24 protein-coding genes are annotated in these 23,483 nt (G+C 73.2%); 13 read left to right on the top strand and 11 right to left on the bottom strand.

Features of this window, described 5'->3' with window-relative positions:
* The first annotated feature begins 86 nt into the window (after window positions 1-86).
* From J2S66_RS12765 to J2S66_RS12745, 5 genes are all read left to right on the top strand, one after another.
* A complete protein-coding gene (locus tag J2S66_RS12765; RefSeq protein ID WP_310307187.1) occupies window positions 87-2,591 on the top strand; it encodes a molybdopterin oxidoreductase family protein in 2,505 nt (834 codons plus the stop codon).
* 3 nt (window positions 2,592-2,594) lie between these two features.
* A complete protein-coding gene (locus tag J2S66_RS12760) occupies window positions 2,595-3,053 on the top strand; it encodes a hypothetical protein (RefSeq protein WP_310307185.1) in 459 nt (152 codons plus the stop codon).
* Window positions 3,054-3,295: 242 nt separating this feature from the next.
* Window positions 3,296-3,769, top strand: coding sequence for a ricin-type beta-trefoil lectin domain protein (locus tag J2S66_RS12755; protein ID WP_310307184.1), 474 nt, complete (start codon window positions 3,296-3,298; stop codon window positions 3,767-3,769).
* A 172-nt stretch (window positions 3,770-3,941) separates the two neighbouring features.
* Window positions 3,942-4,568, top strand: a complete 627-nt coding sequence (locus tag J2S66_RS12750) for a ClpP family protease (protein WP_310307183.1) — start codon at window positions 3,942-3,944, stop codon at window positions 4,566-4,568.
* Window positions 4,565-5,155: a ClpP family protease gene (locus J2S66_RS12745; protein ID WP_310307182.1), complete on the top strand. Its 591-nt coding sequence runs from the start codon at window positions 4,565-4,567 to the stop codon at window positions 5,153-5,155. The genes J2S66_RS12750 and J2S66_RS12745 overlap by 4 nt, the downstream gene beginning before the upstream one ends.
* A gap of 11 nt (window positions 5,156-5,166) precedes the next feature.
* Here J2S66_RS12745 and J2S66_RS12740 read toward each other — a convergent pair whose 3' ends face one another.
* Window positions 5,167-5,514 carry a helix-turn-helix domain-containing protein gene (locus J2S66_RS12740; protein WP_310307181.1) on the bottom strand — a complete coding sequence of 116 codons (348 nt, stop codon included), beginning with the start codon at window positions 5,512-5,514 and terminating at the stop codon, window positions 5,167-5,169.
* Between the two features lie 181 nt (window positions 5,515-5,695).
* Here J2S66_RS12740 and J2S66_RS12735 point away from each other — a divergent pair, with 181 nt between their 5' ends.
* Both J2S66_RS12735 and J2S66_RS12730 read left to right on the top strand, forming a co-directional pair.
* Window positions 5,696-6,061 carry a DUF1330 domain-containing protein gene (locus J2S66_RS12735; RefSeq protein WP_310307180.1) on the top strand — a complete coding sequence of 122 codons (366 nt, stop codon included), beginning with the start codon at window positions 5,696-5,698 and terminating at the stop codon, window positions 6,059-6,061.
* Window positions 6,062-6,213: 152 nt separating this feature from the next.
* Window positions 6,214-8,898: a hypothetical protein gene (locus J2S66_RS12730; RefSeq protein ID WP_310307179.1), complete on the top strand. Its 2,685-nt coding sequence runs from the start codon at window positions 6,214-6,216 to the stop codon at window positions 8,896-8,898.
* Window positions 8,899-8,952: 54 nt separating this feature from the next.
* On the opposite strand, the gene J2S66_RS12725 is transcribed toward J2S66_RS12730, so the two are convergent.
* Entirely contained in the window at window positions 8,953-9,858 is a 906-nt protein-coding gene (locus J2S66_RS12725; RefSeq protein WP_310307178.1) for an oxidoreductase, read from the bottom strand.
* A gap of 131 nt (window positions 9,859-9,989) precedes the next feature.
* Here J2S66_RS12725 and J2S66_RS12720 point away from each other — a divergent pair, with 131 nt between their 5' ends.
* The 5 genes from J2S66_RS12720 to J2S66_RS12700 all read left to right on the top strand — a co-directional run bounded on the left by J2S66_RS12720 (window position 9,990) and on the right by J2S66_RS12700 (window position 13,957).
* The gene (locus tag J2S66_RS12720) at window positions 9,990-10,877 is read left to right on the top strand and encodes a helix-turn-helix transcriptional regulator (RefSeq protein WP_310307177.1); all 888 of its coding nucleotides are present in this window, start codon (window positions 9,990-9,992) and stop codon (window positions 10,875-10,877) included.
* Between the two features lie 145 nt (window positions 10,878-11,022).
* Complete coding sequence (locus J2S66_RS12715; RefSeq protein WP_310307176.1) at window positions 11,023-11,655, top strand: TNT domain-containing protein; 633 nt, start codon at window positions 11,023-11,025, stop codon at window positions 11,653-11,655.
* Between the two features lie 168 nt (window positions 11,656-11,823).
* Entirely contained in the window at window positions 11,824-12,321 is a 498-nt protein-coding gene (locus J2S66_RS12710) for a TraR/DksA family transcriptional regulator (protein ID WP_310307175.1), read from the top strand.
* 66 nt (window positions 12,322-12,387) lie between these two features.
* Window positions 12,388-12,678 carry a DUF3040 domain-containing protein gene (locus tag J2S66_RS12705; protein WP_310307174.1) on the top strand — a complete coding sequence of 97 codons (291 nt, stop codon included), beginning with the start codon at window positions 12,388-12,390 and terminating at the stop codon, window positions 12,676-12,678.
* Window positions 12,679-12,784: 106 nt separating this feature from the next.
* The gene (locus J2S66_RS12700) at window positions 12,785-13,957 is read left to right on the top strand and encodes a TerC family protein (RefSeq protein ID WP_310307173.1); all 1,173 of its coding nucleotides are present in this window, start codon (window positions 12,785-12,787) and stop codon (window positions 13,955-13,957) included.
* A gap of 39 nt (window positions 13,958-13,996) precedes the next feature.
* Here J2S66_RS12700 and J2S66_RS12695 read toward each other — a convergent pair whose 3' ends face one another.
* The 7 genes from J2S66_RS12695 to mbhE are packed head-to-tail and all read right to left on the bottom strand — an operon-like array spanning window position 13,997 to window position 19,680.
* The gene (locus J2S66_RS12695; protein ID WP_310307172.1) at window positions 13,997-14,338 is read right to left on the bottom strand and encodes a monovalent cation/H(+) antiporter subunit G; all 342 of its coding nucleotides are present in this window, start codon (window positions 14,336-14,338) and stop codon (window positions 13,997-13,999) included.
* Entirely contained in the window at window positions 14,335-14,604 is a 270-nt protein-coding gene (locus J2S66_RS12690) for an MrpF/PhaF family protein (protein WP_310307171.1), read from the bottom strand. Before J2S66_RS12690 ends, J2S66_RS12695 begins: the two co-directional genes overlap by 4 nt.
* A 5-nt stretch (window positions 14,605-14,609) precedes the next feature.
* Entirely contained in the window at window positions 14,610-15,098 is a 489-nt protein-coding gene (locus J2S66_RS12685; RefSeq protein ID WP_310307170.1) for a Na+/H+ antiporter subunit E, read from the bottom strand.
* A gap of 13 nt (window positions 15,099-15,111) precedes the next feature.
* On the bottom strand, window positions 15,112-16,521 hold the full coding sequence (locus J2S66_RS12680) for a complex I subunit 5 family protein (protein ID WP_310307169.1): 1,410 nt from the start codon (window positions 16,519-16,521) through the stop codon (window positions 15,112-15,114).
* Window positions 16,494-16,949, bottom strand: a complete 456-nt coding sequence (locus tag J2S66_RS12675) for an NADH-quinone oxidoreductase subunit K (protein ID WP_310307168.1) — start codon at window positions 16,947-16,949, stop codon at window positions 16,494-16,496. Before J2S66_RS12675 ends, J2S66_RS12680 begins: the two co-directional genes overlap by 28 nt.
* Complete coding sequence (locus J2S66_RS12670) at window positions 16,946-17,410, bottom strand: MnhB domain-containing protein (RefSeq protein ID WP_310307167.1); 465 nt, start codon at window positions 17,408-17,410, stop codon at window positions 16,946-16,948. Before J2S66_RS12670 ends, J2S66_RS12675 begins: the two co-directional genes overlap by 4 nt.
* Window positions 17,407-19,680 carry a hydrogen gas-evolving membrane-bound hydrogenase subunit E gene (gene mbhE / locus J2S66_RS12665; RefSeq protein WP_310307166.1) on the bottom strand — a complete coding sequence of 758 codons (2,274 nt, stop codon included), beginning with the start codon at window positions 19,678-19,680 and terminating at the stop codon, window positions 17,407-17,409. Before mbhE ends, J2S66_RS12670 begins: the two co-directional genes overlap by 4 nt.
* A gap of 246 nt (window positions 19,681-19,926) precedes the next feature.
* Between mbhE and J2S66_RS12660 the strand changes: the two genes are divergently transcribed.
* Window positions 19,927-21,351, top strand: a complete 1,425-nt coding sequence (locus tag J2S66_RS12660; protein WP_310307165.1) for an amino acid permease — start codon at window positions 19,927-19,929, stop codon at window positions 21,349-21,351.
* Here J2S66_RS12660 and J2S66_RS12655 read toward each other — a convergent pair.
* Window positions 21,333-21,884: a carboxymuconolactone decarboxylase family protein gene (locus J2S66_RS12655; protein ID WP_310307164.1), complete on the bottom strand. Its 552-nt coding sequence runs from the start codon at window positions 21,882-21,884 to the stop codon at window positions 21,333-21,335. The two genes, J2S66_RS12660 and J2S66_RS12655, sit on opposite strands and share 19 nt — an antisense overlap.
* A 101-nt stretch (window positions 21,885-21,985) precedes the next feature.
* Window positions 21,986-23,326: an NADP-specific glutamate dehydrogenase gene (gene gdhA / locus J2S66_RS12650; RefSeq protein WP_425566451.1), complete on the bottom strand. Its 1,341-nt coding sequence runs from the start codon at window positions 23,324-23,326 to the stop codon at window positions 21,986-21,988.
* Window positions 23,327-23,483 lie beyond the last annotated feature (157 nt).

The following is a 23,483-nucleotide window of genomic DNA, read 5'->3' as shown; positions in this document are numbered from 1 at the left end:
CCGGCCCGACGTGGACGACGGGTTCGGCGAGCCGGACTCGTCGCCCGACGACGCGCGACCACGTGCCGGAGTGACGGAGGGATCGCATGGCCGACCGGATCGCGGACATCTGGGGTGCCCGCACGCCGCACGCGAAGGACGCGCCGTGGCCGGTGCGGGTGGACCTGCACCTGGACCGCGGGCTGGCGGAGTCGGACGTGGACCGGTGGGTGCAGTCGGCGTGCGTGCTGTGCAGCAACGGCTGCGGCTGCGACATCGCGGTCAGGGACGGCCGCGTGGTCGGCGTGCGCGGTCGCGCGAGTGACGTGGTCAACCACGGACGGTTGGGCCCCAAGGGGCTGTACGGCTCGTGGCAGTGGAACGGCTCCGACCGGTTGACCCGTCCGCTGGTGCGGCGGGGCGGCGTCCTGGTGGAGGCGGACTGGGACACCGCGATGGACCTGGTGGTCCGGCGGTCGCGGGAACTGCTGGACGAGGTCGGACCGCTGTCGCACGGCTTCTACACCAGCGGGCAACTGTTCCTGGAGGAGTACTACACGCTCGGCGTGATCGGCAAGGCCGGGCTGGGCACGCCGCACATGGACGGCAACACCCGGCTGTGCACGGCCACCGCGGCGGCGGCGCTGAAGGAGAGCTTCGGCTCCGACGGGCAGCCCGGCAGCTACAGCGACGTCGAGTCCTGCGACGCGATCTTCCTGTTCGGCCACAACATGGCCGAGACCCAGACCGTGCTGTGGGCGCGCGTGCTCGATCGGCTGCACGGCCCGGACCGACCCGTGGTGGTCGCGGTCGACCCGCGCCGCACCAAGGTCGCCGAGGCCGCGGTGGAGTCCGGGGGAGTGCACCTCGCGCCGCTGCCCGGCACCAACCAGGCGCTGATGAACGGCCTGGTCCGTGAGCTGATCGCCCACGATTGGGTCGACCACGGCTACGTCGCCGCGCACACCCTGGGCTACGACGACCTGGCCGCCACCGTCGAGCCGTACACGCCCGAGCACGTCGCCGGGATCTGCCGGGTCGACCCCGACGAGCTGCGGCGGGCGGCGCGGATCTTCGGTACGTCCGGGCGGGTGCTGTCCACGGTGTTGCAGGGCTTCTACCAGTCCCACCAGGCCACCGCCGCGTCCTGCCAGGTCAACAACCTGCACCTGCTGCGCGGCCTGATCGGCCGGCCCGGCTGCGGCGTCCTGCAGATGAACGGCCAGCCCACCGCGCAGAACACCCGCGAGGCCGGCGCGAACGGCGACCTGCCGGGCTTCCGCAACTGGGACAACCCCGAGCACGTCCGCGAGCTGGCGGAGCTGTGGAACGTCGACCCGCTGACCATCCCGCACTGGGCGCCGCCCACCCACGCCATGCAGCTCTGGCGCTACGCCGAGCAGGGCTCCATCCGGTTCCTGTGGATCTCCGCGACCAACCCGGCCGTGTCGCTGCCCGAGCTGCCGCGCATCCGCGACGTCCTCGCGAAGGACGACCTGTTCGTGGTGGTGCAGGACGGGTTCCGCACCGAGACCGCCGAGCACGCCGACGTGGTGCTGCCCGCCGCGCTCTGGGGTGAGAAGCAGGGCACGTTCACCAACGTCAACCGCACCGTGCACTTGTCGGAGAAGGCCGTCGAACCGCCCGGCGAGGCACGCTCGGACCTGGACATCTTCCTCGACTACGCGCGGCGCATGGACTTCCGCGACCGCGACGGGCAGCCGCTGGTCACGTGGTCCGATCCCGAGGGCGCGTTCGAGGCGTGGAAGGAGTGCAGCAGGGGACGGCTGTGCGACTACACCGGCCTGTCCTACGACAAGCTGCGCGGCGGCAGCGGCATCCCGTGGCCGTGCGACGACGAGCACCCCGAGGGCTCCGACCGGCTCTATGCCGACGGGGTGTTCCCCACTCACCCGGACGTGTGCGAGGACTACGGCCACGACCTGCTCACCGGCGGCACCACCTCGCCCGAGCGGTACAAGGCCCAACGCCCGGACGGCCGCGCGTTCCTCAAGGCCGCCGAGTACGCGCCCCCGCCGGAACAGCCGGACGAGGAGTACCCGTTCGTGTGCACCACCGGCCGCACGGTCTACCACTTCCACACCCGCACCAAGACCGGTCGGTCCCGGCAGCTGCGCCGCGCGGCGCCCGAGCCGTGGGTGGAGCTGTCGGCCCGCGACGCCGCCGCGCTGGGCGTCACCGAGGGCGACCTCGTGCGGGTCGAGTCACGCCGGGGCCGCGTCGAGGCGCCCGCCCGCGTCGGACGGGGCCGTGACGGCGTGGTGTTCGTGCCCTTCCACTACGGCTACTGGGACACCGGTGGCGACCGGCACGCGCGGGCGGCCAACGAGTTGACCGCCACCGAGTGGGACCCGGTGTCCAAGCAACCCCTGTTCAAGATCGCCGCCGTGCGCGTGACCAGGATCGGTGGCGGCACGCGACCGGCGCCCGCGCCCACCACCACGGCCTCCGCGCCCCACGACCCCGCCGGCGTGCCGGCCACCGCGGGCGAGGACGACGTCCGGGAGGACGTGGCGCCCACCGGGCCGCCCACCCCGCCACCGGTCCCCGACCGGACCCCCACCGTGCCGCACCCCGCGTCGAAGGGCTGAACCGTGCACCTGGCCACCTACCTGGGACTGCTGCACACCTCGCTGACCACCCTGGCCGACGCCTTCCGCGAGGTCGGCCGAGGCCACGGCGAGGAGCCGGACGTGCGGCACACCTGCCAGGTCCTCGCCGCCCGCGTCGACCGCCAGGCCGAGGCCCTGGCGCCCGTGGTCGAGCGCTACGGCGAGCACCGCGAGGAAGAACCCGAGCGCCTGCACGCCACCGGCCTGGATACCACCCGCGGCGGTCCCGTCGGCCTGCTGCGCGACCTCCAGGACCTCTACACGCTGGCGAGCCTGACCGACATCACCTGGACCGTCGTCGGCCAGGCCGCCCAAGGGCTGCGCGACCGCGACCTGATCGCCGTCGTCGCCTCCGGCGAGCAGGACACCGCCCGCCAGCTGACCTGGTTGCGCACGCGGATCAAGCAGGCGGCGCCCCAGGCCCTCATCGCGGCGCGGTGAGCGCACGCCGACGTCACCGCGTCGATCCCACGATGTGATGACGCGGAACCACGTGTCTGGCCGCACCGACCGGCACCCCGCGTGGTGGCGGGCTTCCCGCCTTGCCGCAGCAGGTGGTCTTATCACCCGTGCGCGTTGCGTTCGTCGTCCTCCCCCCGTGGGGCGGTTCTACTGGTGGTCGACGGATTCGGAGATCCGGGTCGGTGGTGTCACGGCCCGGAGAAGTGCGAGGGGTGAGGTCCATGGCATTCCGGAAGACGCTGGTGGCGCTGGTGGTCGCGGGATCGGTGGCGGTGTGGGTGCCCCCGGCCGGGGCGGCCGCGACGGCGCGGGACGCGACCGTGGCGGTGATCGAGAGCGCGAACGGCTCGGAGGACGTGTGGCTGCAAACGCTCTGGGACACGAAACCGGTCATCGCCGAGGACTACCGCGGCAGCGGGCGGCAGGTCTGGAGGCTCGGCAGCGGCGACAACCTGATCGAGAACGTGGCGACCGGTCTCTGCGCCGCCGCCATCGGCGGGGTGCTCAAGGGCCGCGAGTGCGACGCCGGCGACCCGGGGCAGCGGTGGTGGCGCGAGGGCAGCGGCGACTCCCGGGTGTTCGTGAACGACGAGTTCGGCACTTGCGTCACCTACGACGGGCACGAGCGCAGCCCGCGCCTGGAGGAGTGCGACTTCGCCCGGATCGACCAGCGCTGGTACGTCAACGAGCAGTAGCGGACCGGTGATGCCGGCCGGATCGGCGCCGACTCCTCCGGTCCGGTCGGTGCCCGTCCCCGGTGCCCGTTCCCCGCCGTCGCCGGCACGGGGGAACCGCTCCTGCCGAGAGCTGATCCGCCCACGGCAGCGGGACCGGCGAACCGCGGCGGCGCACCGGCATCGTCGGGGCATGACCGACAACGAGAAGCGGCCGCTGTTCGACCACCGGCTCCGGGAACGGTTCCTCGGCCAACGGGTGCTGGTCCTCGACGGCGCGCTCGACGACGACAACGGGACGGTGCTCGCCACCCAGATGCTCTCCCTGGCCGGTGAGGACCCCGGCAAGGACATCGCGCTGTGGATCCACTCGCCGGGCGGCTCGGTCCCGGCGATGCTGGCCATCCGCGACGTGATGCGGCTCGTGCCGTGCGACGTGGCCACGTTCGCGCTGGGGCTGGCGTGCAGCGCGGGGCAGTTCCTGCTGTCCGCGGGCACACCGGGCAAGCGCTTCGCCCTCCCGCACGCCCGCATCCTGATGCACCAGGGCTCGGCGGGGATCGGCGGATCGGCCGTCGAGGTGGAGGTGCAGGCGGACGACCTGCGCCACACCCGCGACACCGTGCTCGGGATCATCGCGCAGGACACCGGCCAGTCGATCGACCGGATCTTCGCCGACTCCCTGCACGACCGCTGGTTCACCACCGCGCAGGCGCGCGACTACGGCTTCATCGACCACGTCGTCGACAGCCTCGACCAGGTCGTCCCCGTGCGCACGCACGAACTGGGGCTGGGTTCGGCGACGGGGGCGCGCGCGTGAGCACCTACACCATCCCCAACGTCATCACCCGCGGTGCCGGCGGCGAGCGGGTCATGGACGTCTACTCGCACCTGCTGTCCGAGCGGATCGTCTACCTCGGCACCGCGATCGATTCCGGCGTGGCCAACGCGCTGATCGCCCAACTGCTGCACCTGGAGGCGGACAACCCGGACCGCGAGATCAACCTCTACGTCAACAGCGAGGGCGGCGACCCGTCCGCGATGCTCGCGCTCTACGACACCATGCGCTACATCAAGGCGCCGGTGGCGACGACGTGCGTCGGCCAGGCGGTCGCGGCCGGCGCGGTGCTGCTGGCCGCGGGCGCGCCCGGGCACCGCTTCGTGCTGCCCCACACCCGGGTGGTGCTGCACCAGCCCGCGGCGCGCGGCCGGGGGACCATCCCCGACCTCATCCTCCAGGCCGACGAGGTCGTGCGGGTGCGCACCCAGCTGGAGGAGATCCTCTCGCTGCACACCGGTCGCGCCGTCGCGCAGCTGCGGCACGACACCGACCGCGACCGGGTGTTCGACGCGGCGGAGGCGGTCGGCTACGGGCTGGCGGACCACGTCCTCGAACACCGGGCGTGACACCGCGGGTCTCAGGCGGCCATGAGCACGGGTCCGGCGGGGCGTCGTCCGAGCGCGGGGCCCGTGCCGCGGTGCCGCCGGACGTCGCCCGCGATCCCGGTGAGCAGGTCGGCCAGGTCGAGGCCGAGCGCGCCGGTGACCGCGGCGATCATCTCGCTGGAGGGCTCCTTGCGGCCGCGTTCGATCTCCGACAGGTACTGCGGCGAGAGCCCGGCCCGCTCGGCGACGTCGACGAGGCGGCTGCCGCGCTCCTCCCTGGCCGCGCGCAGGTTCCGGCCCAGCACTTCGCGCCACAACGGCTCCGGTCCGGGGCCGGGTGTGCGGGGGCGCTTCCGGTGGAGGGAGGTGATGTCCGCCATGCGGCCATCCTGACGCAGGTGCCGGGGTGCGGGGCCGGTTTCCACTCCGGGCGAAACACGATCGGCCGCGCGGCGTCGTCAGCGGCGTCGGAGGGCTTGATGACTTCAGTGTAGGTGAAAGATTTTCGCACTGGTGGACGCACCGATGCGGTGAGCGGGGGAGGAGGCGATGATCGGGCACATGGCTGTTGACCCGCGTGGCGCCGACCTGAAACGACTGCTCGCCGAAGACCCGGGTGGGCCGGTGGTGATGTTGAACCTGCTGCGTTTCGCCGAGGGCGGTGTCGAGTCCTACCGGGAGTACGCGCGCCACCTGACCAGGACGTTCCTGCCCCGTTACGGGGGCGAGGTGCTGTACGCGGGCACCGGGTCCACGGTGCTGGTCGCGGAGGACGGGCAGAGCTGGGACGCGGTGGTCGTGGTGCGTTACCCCGATCGGGCGGCGTTCGCGCGGATGGTCGCCGATCCGGAGTACCAGGAGGTCACCCGGCTGCGGACGGTCGCGCTGAGCGAGGCGGTGCTCCAGGCCACCAGTCCCTGGGGGTAGGGGCGGGAGGGACTTTCGGGAAGTGTTGCGGCCGTGGGGCCGCAACAGTTTCGGAAACCCTTGTTGCGCGGTGTCCGCCCTCGCTAGAACTGGTCGGCCGTCGGTCGGTTCGGGAGGGATCGCGCATGCGCTCGATGGGACTCTTGTTACCCGTGTTGGTGGTGGCGGCCCTGGTGGCTCCCGTCACGGCGACGGCTCAGGTGGGGCAGCCGCCGGGATGGCAGTCGCAGTCGCAGTCGGGGTGGTCGGTCGGCGGTGGGCGGTTGGCGTGGACGGCGCCCGCGCCGGTGCCGCCGGGTGGTGCCGCGGTCGAGTTCTGGGACGGTGACCGGTTCCTGGGGGTGCCGCGGCCGTCCGCCGATCTGCGCACGTACACGTTGGACGCGGTGTCGGTGGGTGGTGCGGACGGGCTTGAGGTGCGGCTGTCGGGCAGGCGGTTGGACGTCGAGGAGCCCGCGCCGCCGTCGGTCGCGGTGGATGCGGTGTTGCCGGCGTTGTCGCCCGCGGGGGAGGTCGATCCGGGCAGGCCGGGTCGGTTCTCGACGCGGACGGGGGAGTACGCGCTGGACCCGGTCGCGGTGCCGGGTTATCCGGTTCCGCTGGAGTTGGAGGGCGTGGTGGTCGCGCCGGTGGATGCGCCGGGGCGGCGTCCGTTGGTGTTGTTCCTGCACGGTCGGCACGCCACCTGCTACGAGGGGTCCGTGGTGCTGTTGGAGTGGCCTTGTCCGGTGTCCGCGAAGCCGGTGCCGAGTCATCGCGGGTACCTCCAGGCGCAGCGGTTGCTCGCGTCGCAGGGGTACGTGACGGTGTCGGTGTCGGCGAACGCGGTCAACGCGCACGACGTGTTGGACGTGGAGGCGGGTGCGGGGGCGCGGTCGGCGTTGGTGCGCGCCCACTTGGCGAAGTGGGCGGAGTGGGCGGGTGCCGGTCGGGGTTCCGCGCCGGAGGTGGTTCGTGCCGCGCCGGTGGCGGATCTGGGCAACGTGTTGCTGGTGGGGCATTCGCGTGGTGGTGAGGGGGTGAACCGGGCGGCGGTCGACAGCGTCACGCCGCCGCCGCCGGGGGGTGGGTTCGACGGTCCGGTGCGGTGGACCGTGCGGGGGATGGTGTTGATCGGTCCGACGATCTTCGGGCACAACCCGGCGCCGGATGTGCCGTCGGTGACGATCCTGCCGGGTTGTGACGGGGACGTGTCGGATCTGCAGGGGCAGTTGTTCGTGGACGGGACGCGGGGTGTGAGCCGGGGGGCGGCGTTGCACAGCGCGTTGTACTTCGTGGGTGCGAACCACAACTTCTTCAACGCGGAGTGGACGCCGGGGCAGGCGGAGGCTCCGGCGTCGGATGATTTCCCGGTGTCGTGGGTGGACGCGGTGTGTTCGCCGGGGACGGCGACGCGGTTGACGGCCGGGCAGCAGCAGGCGGCGGGTGCGACGTACGTGGCGGCGGCGGCGCGGTTGTTCGTGGCGGGGGATCGGCGGGTGTTGCCGTTGCTCGACGGGTCGGGGGTTCGTGCGCCGTCGGCTGATCCGGTGCGGGTGTTGGCGCACGCGGTGGGTGGTGCGCGGTCGGCGTTCGTGGTGCCGGACGAGGTGACGTCGGCGGGTGGGTCGGCGCGGGTGTGCGCGCAGGTGTCGGCTGATCCGGCGGTGGCGTGCGTCGATCCGGCGGTGAGTCGTCCGTCGCCGCACTTCGTGCGGTTCAACCGGATCGTGCCGGAGTCCGGGCGGTTCGCGGTGGCGTTGCGGTGGGCCGCGGACGGGGAGGTGGGGACGGTGCGGCCGGGTGCGCCGGTGTCGTTGGCAGGGTCGCGGGAGTTGGCGTTGAGGTTGGCGGTGCCGCCGAACACGGCGGGGAGCCGCTTCGACGTGGCGGTGACCGATGTGGCGGGTCGTCGCGCGGTGTTGGGTTCGGTGGTGGTGGACGGGTTGCCGGCCACGGCGCGGTTGTCGGCGAACTGGGCGCAGGAGGTGCGTGTGCCGTTGCCGTCGCGGGGGGTGGACCTGCGTCGCGTGGCGGGGTTGGAGTTGGTGCCGCGTGGTGGTTCGGGGCAGGCGTGGTTGGTCGACGCCCATGGTTGGGCTCCGGGGTTGCCCGATCCGCGTCCGGTGGCGTTGCCGCGGGTGGACGTGGGTGCGTTGACCGTGGAGGAGGGGGACTCGGGGACGCGGACGGTGGGGTTCCCGGTGTCGGTCACGGGTGGTGGTTCGGGTGCGGTGCGGGTGTTCGTGCAGGAGGCGGGTGGTGCGGGGTACGTGGAGCAGGTGGTGGTGGTCGAGCCGGGGCAGCGGGTGGTCGAGGTTCCGGTGCGGGTGGTGGGCAATACGCGGTGGAGTTTCGACGTGCGGCGTTCGGTGTTGGTGAAGGCCGTGCGGGGGGTGGTCGTGGGTCATCACGTGGACAGGTTGACGGTGCCGAACGACGATCCGCCGCCGACGATCGTGGCCACGCCGGTGGCCGATGAGGTCGTGGAGGGCGGGACCTTGGTCTGGCGGGTGACGTTGTCGTCGGTGGCGGATTCGAACTTCACGGTCCAGGGGCGGGCGGTCGCGCCGGAGGGGGTGGAGTTGTCGACGACGGATGTCGACGAGGTGTGGTTCCGGCAGCGGGTTTCCCGGGAGGAGCCGTTGCCGTCGCGGGCGTTGTCGAGCACGGGGGTGTCGGTGACGGCGTACTTCCGGGCGGGGGAGACGGACAAGGAGGTGTTCGTGCTGACGGCGCCGGATGCGGAGGTGGAGTCGGTGGAGCGGGTCCGCTTCGACCTCGCGCCGCTCACCCCGGGGGTGCCGGGTGTGTCGGTGGTCGGTTCGGTGGTGGATGGTGTGCCGGGCGTGCGGTGAAGCCGGTGGCCGCGCGGGCTTGTCGTCCGCGCGGCGGTGGGGGTGGGGTGTCGGTCAGGGGTGGTCGACGCCGGTGAGTTCGGTGGCCGCCGCCCAGAGTCGTCTGCCGACGGCGGGGTCGGCGGCTTCCCGGCTGAGTCGGGCGTCGGTGACGGGGCCTCGTGTCTCCCAGAGCCTGGACGGTCCGAGGAACCGGCCGCCGCGCACGTCGGGGTCGGTGGCGGCGCGCAGTTGGGGCAGTGCGCCCTGGTGCGCGGGTTGGGTGAGGACGAGGCCGGCGCGGGCGATGAGTCGTCCGCGCCGGCCCTGGTGCGCCCAGGCCCGTGGGGTGAGGTTGGTGCGGGTGAGGCCGGGGTGGGCGAGGACGCTGGTGACGGGTGATCCGGTGGCGCGCAGTCGGCGGTCGAGTTCGAGGCCGAGGACGGTGGTGGCGAGCTTGGAGCGGCCGTAGGCGGTGGCGGCGCGGTAGCCGTGTTCGGACATGAGGTCGTCGAAGTCGAGGTGGGCGGTCTTGTGGGTGATGGAGCTGAGGCTGACGACGCGGGCCCGCGGTGCCGCGGCGAGGGTGTGGAGCAGGAGGCCGGTCAGTGCGAAGTGGCCGAGCGCGTTGGTGGCGAGGTGCAGTTCGAAGCCGTCGGCGGAGGTGCGGCGTGGGCCGAGCAGGACGACGCCGGCGTTGTTGACCAGCAGGTCGATCGACGGGTGGTCGGCGGTGAGCTTCGCGGCGAAGGTGCGCACCGAGTCGAGGGAGGCCAGGTCGAGTTCGTGCACGTCGACGTCGCCGCCGATGTCGCGGGCGGCCTGCCGGCCGGCGGTGGTGTCGCGGACGGCGAGGACGACGTGGGCGCCGCGGCGGGCGAGTTCGGTGGCGGTGACGAGGCCGAGGCCGGAGTTCGCGCCGGTCACGACGGCGGTCCGGCCGTGCTGGTCGGGGATGTGGTCGGTGGTCCAGGTGGTCATCCGCTGCTCCCGGGGGTGTCGGTGTGGTGCGCCGACGACGCTAGGGGCGGTTCGGGCGGGTTGGGTGGTCCTCGGTTGCCGGGGTGTGGCAGACCTACCCTGGGTGGTCGGGGGAGGGGGAGACTCGGGGTATGAGCAGTGGTCACCCGTACGCCCGTGAGCTCGGTGATTTCCTCCGCGCCCGGCGCGGTCGGCTGAGTCCGCACGAGGTCGGTCTGGAGCCGGGTGGGCGGCGCAGGGTCAGTGGGTTGCGGCGGGAGGAGTTGGCGCTGCTGGCCGGGTTGAGCACCGACTACTACCAGCGGATCGAGCAGGGTCGGGAGGTGCGCCCGTCGGATGACGTCCTGGAGGCGATCGCCGGCGCGCTGGGGCTCGACGGGGAGGAGTGCCGGCACCTGTTCGCGTTGGCCCGTGCCGCTCGTCGTCCGCTGCCCGGCCGGGTGGACCGCGCTCCGGAGCGGGTGCCGGAGAGCACGCGTCGGTTGTTGCGGGTCGTGGACACCCCGGCGGTCGTGCTGGGCAGGCACCTCGACGTGCTCGACTGGAACCCGATGGCGGAGGCGTTGCTCGGTGATCCGGGCGACCGCTCGCCCGACCGGCTCAACATGCTGTTGCTGTTGTTCGACGACGCGGTGACCGGGGAGCGGAGCTGTCCGGACTGGGAGCGGCAGGCGTTGGACTACATCGGCATGATGCGCGCCGCCGTGGCCACCGATCCCACCCATCCCCGGGCCGCGGCGGTCGTGGGCGAGTTGAGCATCCGCAGTGCGGAGTTCCGGCGGCTGTGGGCGCGGCACGACGTGCGCGAGTCGGTCAGCGGCACCAAGACCTTCCGGGTGCCGGAGGTGGGGGACGTGGTCCTGGACTGGGACACCTACCCGCTGCCCGGCAACCCCGGTCCGGTGATGTTGGTGTTCACGGCCGAGCCGGGCAGTGCCGACGCGGACCGGCTGGAGCTGCTGGCGTCGTTGCGCGCGACCCGTTCGGCGTTCGTCGAGGGGCGTTCGGCGGGGTCGTGACCTGTCCTGTTCGGGGGGTGGCGGTGCACTCGACGGGGTTGTCCCGGGTGGACGGCCGGGTGAACCCGCCGTCGCCGGCTGCGGCCGCGAGGGGGACGGCGCTAGCGTCCCGGGGGTCCGGTCGTCGAGCGCGAGGGGTCCTCCGGTGCGCAGGTTCACCACCGTCCTGTCGGCAGTCCTGTTGGCGGCGGCCCTGGCGTCCGCCCCTCCCGCCCACGCGGCGCCGGCCGATCCCACCGAGTGCTCCGCCGGGCTGTACCACGACGACCGCAGGCTCGGGCCCGAGCGGCTGCCCGTGTTGGGCGAGGTCGGTCGGCAGCTGGTCGGCTACAGCCGCACCGGGTCCCTCGGCGAGGAGCAGTTCCTGTCGACCTACTACGACGACGCGGCGGGGTCGTGGCGTTACCCGCCGCAGGACGGGTACGAAGTGGACCCGTCCGGCGAGCCGATCACGTGGCGGGAGCCGTTGGCGGAGGGTGAGCTGGTCGACCGCTACGGCAGCGAGTACGGTGCCTTCCTCGCTCCTCGGGGGCTGCGCTACACCAGCCGCTCGATCCCGCCGCAGAACCTCGTCGGCGTCCCGGCGGAGGACTGCAACTACCACGTCTACCGCGTCATCGCGGACTTCGAGGTCGACGCGGGTCCCATCGCGCCGTGGTTCGGCCAGGCCGGTGGCGGTGTGCAGTACCAGTTGCGGGGAGCGCTCGTGCCGGGCGCGCCGGAGCGGTTGAACGTGCTGTGGTTGCTGGACAACGGCTACCTGCAACGCCTGCGCTGACGCCTGGTCGCGGGCTTCCGCGGCGCTGTCGGGGAGTGCCGCACGGGAGCGCTGTGGGGGAGCGACAAAGGAGTTGGCCGGGCTTGTCCGTTTCGGACAAGCCGTCGCGTCGCGTCGGCGTCATCCTGGACTCAGGACGGCAACGGACGTCACGACGTGGAGGTGGTCATGACAGGTGTGGAACGCGGCGGCGCGTCGGGGGGCCGCCTCTCCGATCACCTGCCCGGGTTGCGGGCCGAACTGGAGCGGCAGCGCCGGTTTCGGCTCGAACAGCTGGCCGGACTCGCCCGGTCGTCCACGGCCCCGGCCGGCGACGCGGCACGTCGCGAGGTCGCCCTCGCGGTGGCCGACGCGGCCCGCCAGGCGCTGCTGGACGTCGACATCGCGCTCGCGCTCGTGGAGACCGGCGACTACGGCCGCTGCCGCGGTTGTCGGGAGGACATCCCGCTCCGCCTGCTGCGCGCCATCCCCACCACGCGGTGGTGCCTCGGTTGCCGGCAGCTCCTCATCCCCGTCGACGACCTCGACCCCGGTGCGATCCCGCAGCACGAACTGGCGGCGTACGCGGCCTCCCGGACACCGCGCGCCCGGCATCCGCGACACGTTCGCGGCACCGCCGCCGGGCGTCGGCACCACGGCACCCGCCGCACCGTCGCCGCGGGCTGACCCCTCCGGTCGTCGGTCGTCGCGTCGGTGGCCCGGCCGGCGCCGGGACGTACCCAGGAGGTGGATGTGCTCAGCGAGCGCGAACAGGACACGCTGCTCGAAATCCAACGTCGGCTGACCGCCGACGACCCCGACTTCGAGCGGTCCTTCCGGGCACTCGACGAGGTCACCCCGGCGGTCGGGCCGACGCGTCCCCGGATCAGCTCCGTGATCATCGCCCTGGCGGCGGGCTTCGCCGTTCTCGTGCTGCTGGCCGGGTCGCCGGTGGGCGCGCTGCCCTACGCCGCCATCGCGGTGCTGGTCCGGGTGGTCCGCGACCTACCCGACACCACCGCCCGGCACGAGCGCCGCGAGTGACCGCAACCGTCGGCCGGGGCGGGTCGCGGGCCGTGCAGTTGCGGGTGACGACGCCCTGTGGTCCTCTGGGCCACAACGTCGGTGCGGAAAGGGCGGACGAGAGCCAGTGGATGTGCCCCAAGTCGTCTGGTGGCTCACGATCGCCGGGATCGTCGGCCTGCTGTTGTTCGACTTCCTGGTCCACGTGCGCAAGGCGCACGTGCCCACCCTGCGCGAGGCGGCGGTGTGGTCGACCCTCTACGTGGGGATCGCCCTGCTCTTCGGCGTCGCCGTGTTCGTCTTCGGCGGCTCGGCGATGGGGACGGAGTACTTCGCCGGGTACGTGACGGAGAAGGCGTTGTCGGTGGACAACCTCTTCGTCTTCCTGATCATCATGTCGAGCTTCAAGGTGCCGCGTGCCGATCAGCAGAAGGTCCTGCTGTTCGGGATCGTCTTCTCCCTGATCGCCCGCACCGGGTTCATCCTGCTCGGGGCCGCCCTGATCGACATGTTCGCCTGGGTCTTCTACGTCTTCGGCCTGATCCTGCTGCTCACCGCCGGCAACCTGCTCAAGCCGTCGGGCGAGGACAGCCGCTCGGCGGACAACGTCGTGATCCGGCTCGCCCGGAAGCTGGTGCGCACCACCGACACCTACGACGGCGACAAGCTGTTCACCACCGTGGGCGGCAAGCGGGCCATGACGCCGATGCTGCTGGTCATGATCGCCATCGGCGGCACGGACATCCTGTTCGCCCTGGACTCCATCCCGGCGATCTTCGGGCTCACGCAGAACGTCTACCTCGTGTTCACCGCCACCGCGTTCTCGCTGCTGGGGCTGCGCCAGCTGTACTTCCTCATCGACGGGCTGCTCAACCGGCTCGTCTACCTCGCCTACGGGCTGGCCGTGATCCTCGGGTTCATCGGCGTGAAGCTCGTCCTGCACGCCCTGCACGAGAACAACGTGCCCTTCATCAACGACGGGCAGCCGGTCGACGTGGTCGAGATCAGCACCCCGCTGTCCCTGAGCGTGATCATCGGCGTCCTCGTGGTCACCGTGGTCGCGTCCATGACCAGCCCGTGGGGCCGGGCGCAGAACGTGATCGCCTCCGCCCGGCGCCACGCCGTCGAGTACCTCGACATCGAGGTGGACCCCGCGCGCCGCGCCGAGGTCTTCGCCGCGCTGCTCGCCGAGGAGGCCACGCTCAAGCAGCTCCCCGAGAGGTACCGGGCCCGCATCCGGGAAGAGGAGAAGCTGATGACCCTGCTCAAGCGCGCCCACGACGCGCACGCCGGGACGTAGCCGGACGACCCGGTCCGCGGTCACGACCGGGGGCCGCCCTCACACCCGGTCCTCGTCCTCGCCGTCACCCCGGCCCCGGGGCCCGGGGGCGTTCCGGCCGTCGCGGTGGTGGGCGGCGCGGGCGATCGCGTGCGCGGACACCGGCGAGGTGAGCGCGACGAACACGATCGCGAGCACGGCGAAGGTGATGATCGTCGCGTCCTCGGTCGCGATGGAGGACGCCAGGACGGCGATCACCCCCGGTCCGGTGGCCAGGCCCTGGGCGTGCAGCTGGACGTAGGTGTCGGTCAGGCGCAGCACGCCGGCGAGGCTGATCGTGAGCAGCACCAGGCCGATCAGCAGCAGAGCGCCGCCGAGCACGTCGAGCAGGATCGAGATCATCCGAACGGACCCCCGGAGCCGAGGTAGCGGGCCGTCGCCACGGTGGCGACGAAGGACAGCAGGGCGAGCGCCACCGCGGCGTCGAAGTAGTACGCCTGCCCCCGCAGGTAGGACAGCAGGGCCAGCAGCGCGATGACGATCACCGCCAGCAGGTCGAGCGCGACGACGCGCTGGAGCACGTCGCGGGCGCGCACCAGGGCCAGGCCGCCGCCGACCAGCAGCAGCGTCATCCAGAACAGGGCGGGGACCACGATGAAGGCGGGCATGGCGGTCAGGGGAGGACGCGGCGCTGCCGCCGCCGGTAGGAGTCGAGCTGCCCGGCGACCACGGCGTCGGGGTCGCGCGCGTCGAGCACGTGCAGCAGCATCCGGCCGCGCTCCTCGTCGACCTCGACGACGACGGTGTCCGGCACGAAGCCGACCCGCACCCCCCAGGCCGCCGCCGAGGCCGGTCCTCCGCGGGGGATCGGGACCTCCACCAGCCCCGCCGCCGAGGGACCGCGGCCCACGAGGCAGGCCGCGGTCCGCCACGTGCCCACCGCCAGGTCCACCAGCGTCCCGCCGACCAGGGCGGGCACCCCCGCGAGCCGACGCCCCAGCTCCGCGCGCGGCGGCGGTTCGTGCGGGCGGACCCGTCCGGCCACGGCCACGAGCGCGCCCGACAGGACGAGTCCGACCAGGACGTCCCCGGGGTGCAGGCTCGTCAACGCCAGCAGGTACACCGAGGTGAGCACGAGCACGCGCAGCAGCAGGGCGATCATCCGACCTCCGTCGTCATGGGGTGTCCACGGCCAGCAGGGCGTCGACCGCGTGGCCGCCGATCACCAGCAGCGGCTCCGGCCACAGCCCGACGGCGAGCACGACCAGCGCCAGCACCGCCGCGGACAGCCGCTGCGGCAACGGGCTCGCCGCACCGGTCGCCGACGGGTCCGGACGCCAGAAGCGGCGCTGGTAGACCTGGAACAGGTAGACCAGCGACAGCGCGCCGCCGACCAGGAGCAGCACCACGAGGGCGACGCTGCCGGCCACGACCCCGGTGCGGAACAGCTCCAGCTTGCCGACGAACCCCGCCGCCGGTGGCACGCCCGCCACGCTGAGCGCCCCCACCGCGAACGCGGCCGCGACCAGCGCGCCCCGCATCCCCGAGACCAGGAACAGCAGCGCCTTGTTCAACGAGTTGACCACGCTGTAGAGCACGGCGGCGGTCAGGCCGACCGGTCCGCCCACGCCCAGCGCCACCAGCACGTACCCGACCTGCCCGATCGCCGAGTAGGCCAGCATCTCCGCCGCGTCGCCCCGCGCCACCGCCAGCACCCCGCCGTAGACGACCGACGCCGCGCCCAGGACGACCAGTGCGACGCCGGCGTGCCGCAACTGCTCGGGGAACAGGTCCGCGCCGAAGCGCAGCAGGCCGTACGCGCCGATGTTCGCCACGGCGCCGCTGAGGATCGCCGCGACCGCCGGCCGGGCCCCGGCGTAGACGGTGGGCAGCCAGAAGTGGAAGGGGAACAGGCCGAGCTTGACGCTGAACGCGATGAAGAAGCCCGCCGCGATCAGGAGCGCCGCGTTGGGGGTGACGGCGGGCATCCGCTCGGCCACCCGGTCCATCGCCAGCGCCCCGGTCACCCGGTAGGCGCCGGCCACGGACAGCAGGAAGATGAACGAGCCCAGCAGGTTGACCGCGGTGAACACCACGGCCGCCCGCAGCTGCCGGCGCTTGCCGCCGTAGGCGCTCAGCGGGTACGAGGCGGTCATCGCCAACTCGAAGAAGACGTAGAAGGAGAACACGTCGGCCGTGACGAACAGGCCGGTCAACCCGGCCCCGAGCAGCACGACCAGGCCCGGGAAGGTCCGCGACCGCACCCCGCCCACCGCCTCGTGGGCCGCCGCCGCCAGCAGCACGAGGACCGAGAGCGACGCGAACACGACACCCAGGGCGTCCGCCCGCAGCACGATGCCCACGCCGGCCGGCCAGCCACCGGTGACGACCTCCCGGGCGCCCTCGGTGAGCACGTCGGCGGCGAGCACGCCCAGCACGGCGAGGGTGGCGGCGAGCGAGGCGACCGCGAGCCAGGCGACCACCCGCCGGCGGCCGTCCAGCGCGACCAGCACGGCGCCCGACACCCAGGGCACGAGGAGGGCCGTCGACAGCAGCATCAGCGGCCCCGCCCGCGCTCGCCCCACACGCGGTTCTCCTTCTCCACGCGGGTTTCCGCCTCCTCGCCGGTCCCGGTCTCCTCCAGGTCGGCCTGCCGCTGCCGTTGCAACCCGGCCTCGTGCTCGGCCTCCGTCGCGGCCAGCTCGTCCTGCTCGGCGGTCCGGAACACCACGATCGCCCGGTGCACCAGGGCGAGCAGCAGCGCCACCGTGGCCAGCCCGATGACCAACGCGGTCAGCGCCAGCGCCTGCGGCAGCGGGTCGCTCACCCCGTCGCCCGGCCCCACCCCGATCGCCGCCCGCCCCCGGCCCAGGCTCGCGGCGATGATCGTGACGACGGCGCTCTGCGAGATCAGCATGATGCCCGCGACCATCCGGACCAGGTCGCGCTTGAGCAGCAGGTAGGCGCCCGAACCGAACAGCACGGCCGCGGCGAGCGCGAAGGCGAGGATCACCGCCCGCCCACCCCCGGCCGTCGCCCGAGCTGGTGCAGCAGCGTCGTCAGCACGCCGACCACCAGCAGGAACACCCCGAGGTCGAGCAGCAGCGGGGTGAACAGCTCCAGCGCGCCCACCTTCACGACGTGCTCGCCCGGCGCGGGCCGGTGGCTCAGCGGCGGCTCGCCGAGCGCGAGCGGGAAGAACCCGGTCGCCAGCGCGAGCAGCAGGCCGCCGACCGCGAGCTCCGGGGCGTGGCGCAGCACCGGCAGCGCCGCCTCCGCGCCCTCGGCGCCCAGCGCCACGTAGACCAGCGCGATCGCCAGCGCGACGATCACCCCGGCGGCGAACCCGTCGCCCACCTCGGCGTAGCCCTTCGCGATCAGGGCGGCGGCGAACACCAGGCTCGGTCCGGGCAGCAGCCGGGCGACGACCCGCACCACCGAGTCCGGCGGGACGTGCTCCTCCCGCGCGCTCACCACAACCTCCCCCGCCGCATCAGGGTGGCCACGCCGACCACCGCGACCAGCAGCACGGTGATCTCGACCAGCGTGTCCAGGCCGCGGAAGTCGGCGACGATCACCGTGACCACGTCGCCGCCGTGCGCGTCCGGGGTGAGCCGGACGTGCTCCGCCGACACGCTGTCCGACGCGGGCTGGGACAGGAAACCCCACACCGACACGAACACGGCCAGCCCGGCGACGCCACCGGCCGACAGGTCGCGCCGGCGCCGGCCGGGGCGGACCGGGACGACCGGGTCGCGCACCGGGTCCCCGCTGGGCATCCGCGCCAGCGCCGCGACGAAGACCAGCGTGAGCATGGTCTCCACCACGACCGCCACCAGCGCCACGTCCGGGGCGCCGACCAGCGCGTACACCGCGGCCAGCGCGAAACCGACCACCGCCAGCGCGAGCGCCGCGGTCACCCGCGACCGGGCCCTGGCGATCAGCGCGGTCGCGACGACCACCAGCGCCAGCAGCGGCAGGACCAGCCAGTCGGCGCCCGCCACCGCGCCGACGACGTACGCGCCGGCCGTGGGCGTGGCGGCGAACGCCAACCCGATCAGCACCCCCGCCGGCACCAGCACCGCGGCGATGCTGGTGCGCAGGTCCCGCACCTCCCGGTCGTGCAGCGCGGCCGACAGGCGGCCCAGCCCGTGCAGCGCCGCCTCGTAGGCCCGGCGCGGCCCCCACCGCTCTCCTGCCGCGGCCACGACCGGCGCCACCCGGTCCGCCACCCGCGGCAGGGCCAGCAGCAGGCCGCCCAGCGCCCACGCCGCCACCGCCATCAGGTTCTCCGGCCGGGCGTCGAGGTGGTAGGCGGGGGAGAGCGCCACCGGCCCGCCGGCCGAGACGCCGGCCGCGTCGGACGCCAGCCGCGCGAACGGCTCCACCACCACACCCCCGAACACCGCGACCGCCGCCAGGACCACGACCGGGGCGACGAGCAGAGCGGGCATCCCGTCGACCCGCCCGCGCGGCGGACCGAGGAACAGGCCCGCCCAGAAGCGCCCGACGTAGGCGAACGTCAGGGTCGCCGCGACGACCGCCAGCACCGAGGTCGGCGGACCGTGCGCCAGCGCCGCGGTGAACAGCAGCTCGTCCTTGAAGAACCCGATCGTCAGCGGCAGCGCCGCCAGCGTCGCCGACGCCGCGCCGGCCGCCACCGCGAGCACCGGGGCGCGGCGCCCGAGCCCGCCCAGCCGGGACAGCCGGTCCTCGCCGGTCGCCGTCGTCACCGCCCCGGCGGTCATGAACAGGGCGCTCTTGGCCACGCCGTGCGCCAGCACGTAGAACGCCGCCGCGCCGTTGCCCTCGGCCCCGCCCACCCCGTACAGCATGACCACGTAGCCGTACTGCGAGATCGTGGAGTACGCCAGGACCTGCTTGAGCACGTCCTGCCGCAGCGCCAGCACCCCGCCCACCACCACCGACGACGCGCCCACGACCACCAGCCCCGTCAGCACCGCCTCGCTGCGCGCCAGCAGCGGGTGCACGCGGCCGATCACCAGCACGCCCGCCGCGACCATCGCCGCCGAGTGCAGGTAGGCCGACACCGGGGTCGGCGCCGCCATCGCCCTCGGCAGCCAGAAGTGCAGCGGCACCTGCGCGCTCTTGGCCAACGCGGCCACCGCCAGCGACGCGGCCGCCAGGGTGGTGGTCGCCGACCCGTCCGCCCGCTCCAGCAGCTCCGGGATCGAGAACGTCCCGTGCGCCGCGTGGAGCAGCACCGCGCCGACCAGCATCGCCACCGCGGCGATCACCGTGACCAGCAGCGCCATCAACGCCGCCGTCCGCGCCGCCCGCTTCGACCGGTCGAAGCCGATGAGGAAGTACGAGCACACCGCCGTCAGGTCGAAGAAGACGAACACCAGCACCAGGTCCTGCGCGGTCGCCAGCCCCACCATCGCGACCGCGAACAACGCCATCCACGGCCAGAACCGCCACCGCTCCACCGCCGCGCGGCGCTCGTGCTCCAGGTGCAGGGTCAGGTAACGGGTGCCGTAGGCGAAGACGAGCGCGCCGACACCGGTGGCCAGCAGGCCGTAGAGCACGGCGAGGCCGTCGAGCGCGAAGCTCAGCCGCAGGTCCAGGCTGGGTGCCCACGGCACCGAGAACGCGCCGCCGCCGGCGAGCAGGCACAGGGCGAACCCCGCGACCGCGGCGGCGCACGCCACCCACCCCTGCCAGTCGGGCGTCAGGCGCCCGGCATCCCCGTCGGGGGTGTCCACGTCACCGCGAACGACCACGGGCCACTCCTCCGACTGGAAGTCGACTGCCCGGAACGTACGGGATGCCGGCCGGGCCCGCAGGCCGCCTCGGCGCGGTCGTGCGGCGCACGCGGCACGGGGTCATCCGTTCGGGTGTGCCGCTCGGCCGTCCTTCGGTCAGCCGTATAGGAGTCGGGGCCGCCGATGGCGCCACCGCGTCGGTGCCGGCACTGTCCCGCTGCCCGCGCGCGGTCCGCTCGCGGACGAGCGAGCACGGGGGACGCTGTGGCGAACGGGACGAGCGGTGGCCTGCTCCGGCAGCTGTCGAGCCGGCAGATCGGCATGATCTCGCTGGGCGGCACCATCGGCACCGGGTTGTTCCTCGGGTCGAGCCTCGCCATCTCCACCGCCGGACCCGCCGTGGTGCTGGTCTACCTGGTCGGCGCGCTGGCGGCGGTGGCGGTCGCCTACGCCGTGGCCGAGATGGTGGTCGTGCACCCGGACGCGGGCGGGTTCGGCGCGGTCGCCGCGCGGTACGCCGGTCCGCTCACCGGGTACGTCCAGCGGTGGTGCTACTGGGCGACGCAGGTGATCACGGTCGGCGGCGAGGTCGTCGCGGCCGGCCTGTACGTCCGGTACTGGTGGCCGCAGGTGCCGCTGTGGTCCGCGGTGTGCCTGTTCTCGCTGGTGATCCTCGCGGTCAACTTCGCCGCCGTGCGGTTGTTCGGCGAGGTCGAGTACTGGTTGGCGATGATCAAGGTGACGGCGCTGGTCGTCTTCCTCGTCCTCGGCGTGCTGTACGTGGTGTTCGGGCTGCCGGGGCGCGACGCGGTCGGGTTGTCGGCGTGGACCGACCACGGCGGGTTCGCGCCCAACGGCCTGGCGGGCGTGGTGCTGGCGATCACCGTGGCGACGTTCAGCTACGGCGGCGTGGAGTCGGTCGCGATGACCGCCGCCGAGTCGCGCAACCCGGCCCGCGACATCCCGCGCGCGGCCCGGCGGGTGGTGCTGCGGCTGGCGCTGTTCTACGTGCTGGCCACCGGCATCATCGTGGCGATCGTGCCGTGGACGGAGGCGGCGGCGGTCGACGGGGTGGCGGAGAGCCCGTTCGTGCGCCTGTTCGCCGCGATCGGCATCCCCGCGGCCGCCGGGCTGATGAACCTCGTCATCCTCACCGCCGCGCTGTCCGCCGCGAACACCACCCTCTACCTCGCGTCCCGCACCGCGCACTCGCTGGCCCTGGACGGCTACGCGCCCCGTCGGCTGGCCGCGGTGACCGACCGGGGCAGCCCGGTGAACGCGGTGCTCGCCTCGACCGCCGGCCTGGCCGTCGCGGCGGTGGCGGCGGCCCTGTCGCCCGACACGGCGTTCCCGGTGCTGCTGGGCATCGCGATGTTCAGCGGCATGACGGCCTGGCTGCTGATCTTCGTCGCCCACCTGGCGTTCCGGCGCGCCCGCGCGGACCTGCCGCCGTCGGCGGTCCGACTGCCGGCCGCGCCGGTGACCGCCGTGCTGAGCATGCTGTACGTGGTGCTCGTGCTGGTCGCCTCGGCCTTCTCCGCGGCCTTCGGCCCGGCGTGGCGGGTCGGCGTGCCGTTCGTGCTGCTGGTGCTGGCGTCCTACCCGCTGGTCCGCGCCCGCCGCGCGGCCCGGGAGGACCGCGCGGCCCGGGAGCGCCGGGGGGCCGAGGGCTACACCGACTCGGTGTAGCCGTGCTCGACGATCCGCCGCGCGGAGTCGGCGTAGTAGCCGCCCGGTCCCTCCGGTGCGAACGTGCCCAGGCCGTCGACGTACCGGTTGAACATGCAGAACGCCGCCGCGATCAGCACGGTGTCGTGGATCTCGACGTCGGTGGCGCCCAGTGCCCGCGCCGCCTCCACCAGTTCCGGGGTGACCGCGCGGCCCGACCGCTGCACCGCGCCCGCGATCCGCAGCAGCGCCTTCAACTTCTCCGGGATCGGCGCGGTGTCCAGGTCCGCGCGCACCTGCCCCACCAGCGTCAGGCCCTGGTCGAGCTGCGCGGCGGCGAACGCCGAGTGCGACGTGCAGCAGAAGTCGCAGTCGTTCAACCCCGACACGTACGCGGCGATCAGCTCGCGCTCGCCCGCGGGCAGCGAGTGGGGCGCCCGCAGCAGGACCTCGGCCAGTTCGTTGAGCGGCTTGGCCGTCTCGGGCCGGAACCTCATCGGACCGGTGATGCCGGGGAACCGCGTCTCGTCCACGCCGAGGTCGATGTGCGCCATGACCGCCACGCTAGCCGCGGTCGACCCCGGCGGGGATCACCCGCGGCCGGCCGGACTGCGTGGTCCCGCACCGGGAGCACGCGGTCCGGCCGGCCGGCGGCTCAGATCACGCCGAGGGCGAGCATCGCGTCGGCGACCTGGATGAAGCCGGCGATGTTCGCCCCGGCCAGGTAGTTCCCGGGCTTGCCGTACAGGTCCGCGGCCTCCAGGCAGCGGTCGTGGATGCCGTGCATGATGTCGGCGAGCCGCCGTTCGGTGTGCTCGAAGCCCCAGGAGTCCCGCGACGCGTTCTGCTGCATCTCCAGGGCGCTGGTGGCCACCCCGCCGGCGTTGGCCGCCTTGCCCGGCGCGAAGAGGACGCCGGCGTCGGTGAACAGCCGGACCGCGTCCGGGGTGCACGGCATGTTGGCGCCCTCGGCGACGATCGCGCAGCCGTTCTTCGCGAGCGTGGCGGCGTCGCGCCCGTTCAGCTCGTTCTGCGTGGCGCAGGGCAGCGCGACGTCGCAGGCGACGTCCCACACCGACCCGCCCTCGACGTAGTGGGCGCCCGGCCGGACCTCCGCGTAGTCGGCGATGCGGGCCCGGCGCTTCTCCTTGACGTCCTTGAGCAGCGCGAGGTCGATGCCGTGCTCGTCGACCACGTACCCGTTGGAGTCCGAGCAGGCGATCACCGTGCCGCCGAGCCGGGCGACCTTCTCGGCGGCGTAGATGGCGACGTTGCCAGACCCGGAGACCACGACCTTCTTGCCGTCGAACGAGTCGCCGCGCGCTTTGAGCATCTCCTCGGCGAAGAACACGGTGCCGTAGCCGGTGGCCTCGGTGCGTACCTGCGAACCGCCCCAGGTCAGCCCCTTGCCGGTCAGCACGCCGGACTCGTAGCGGTTGGTGATGCGCTTGTACTGGCCGAACAGGTAGCCGATCTCCCGACCGCCGACGCCGATGTCCCCGGCGGGCACGTCGGTGTACTCGCCGATGTGCCGGTACAGCTCGGTCATGAACGCCTGGCAGAAGCGCATGACCTCGCCGTCGGAGCGGCCCTTGGGGTCGAAGTCCGAACCGCCCTTGCCGCCGCCGATCGGCATGCCGGTGAGCGAGTTCTTGAAGATCTGCTCGAAGCCCAGGAACTTGACGATCCCCAGGTACACGGAGGGGTGGAACCGCAGGCCGCCCTTGTACGGGCCGAGCGCGGAGTTGAACTCCACCCGGAAGCCGCGGTTGATCCGCACCGCCCCGGAGTCGTCGACCCACGGGACCCGGAAGATGATCTGCCGCTCGGGCTCGCACAACCGGCGGATCACCGCGGCGTCGGTGTACTCGGGGTGCTTGGCGACCACGGGACCGAGGCTGTCCAGGACTTCGCGCACCGCCTGGTGGAACTCGTCCTCGCCGGGGTTCCGCCGCAGCACCTCGTCGTAGATGTCGCCCAACTTCTCGTCCAGGATCGGCACGCGCCCACTCCTCGATCACCCGTCGTCGTGACACCGGGGTATCCACCCCGCCACCAGGCATTCCACCCGATGGAGGAAGGCGGGGACCAACCCGATCGTGGTGAGCCCTGTCACGTGGCGTTAACCAGGCCGACTCGGCGTTGTCACATCC

Source organism: Saccharothrix longispora (genome assembly GCF_031455225.1).
GTDB lineage: Bacteria > Actinomycetota > Actinomycetes > Mycobacteriales > Pseudonocardiaceae > Actinosynnema > Actinosynnema longispora.
This window is presented reverse-complemented; position numbering and strand designations above follow the sequence as displayed.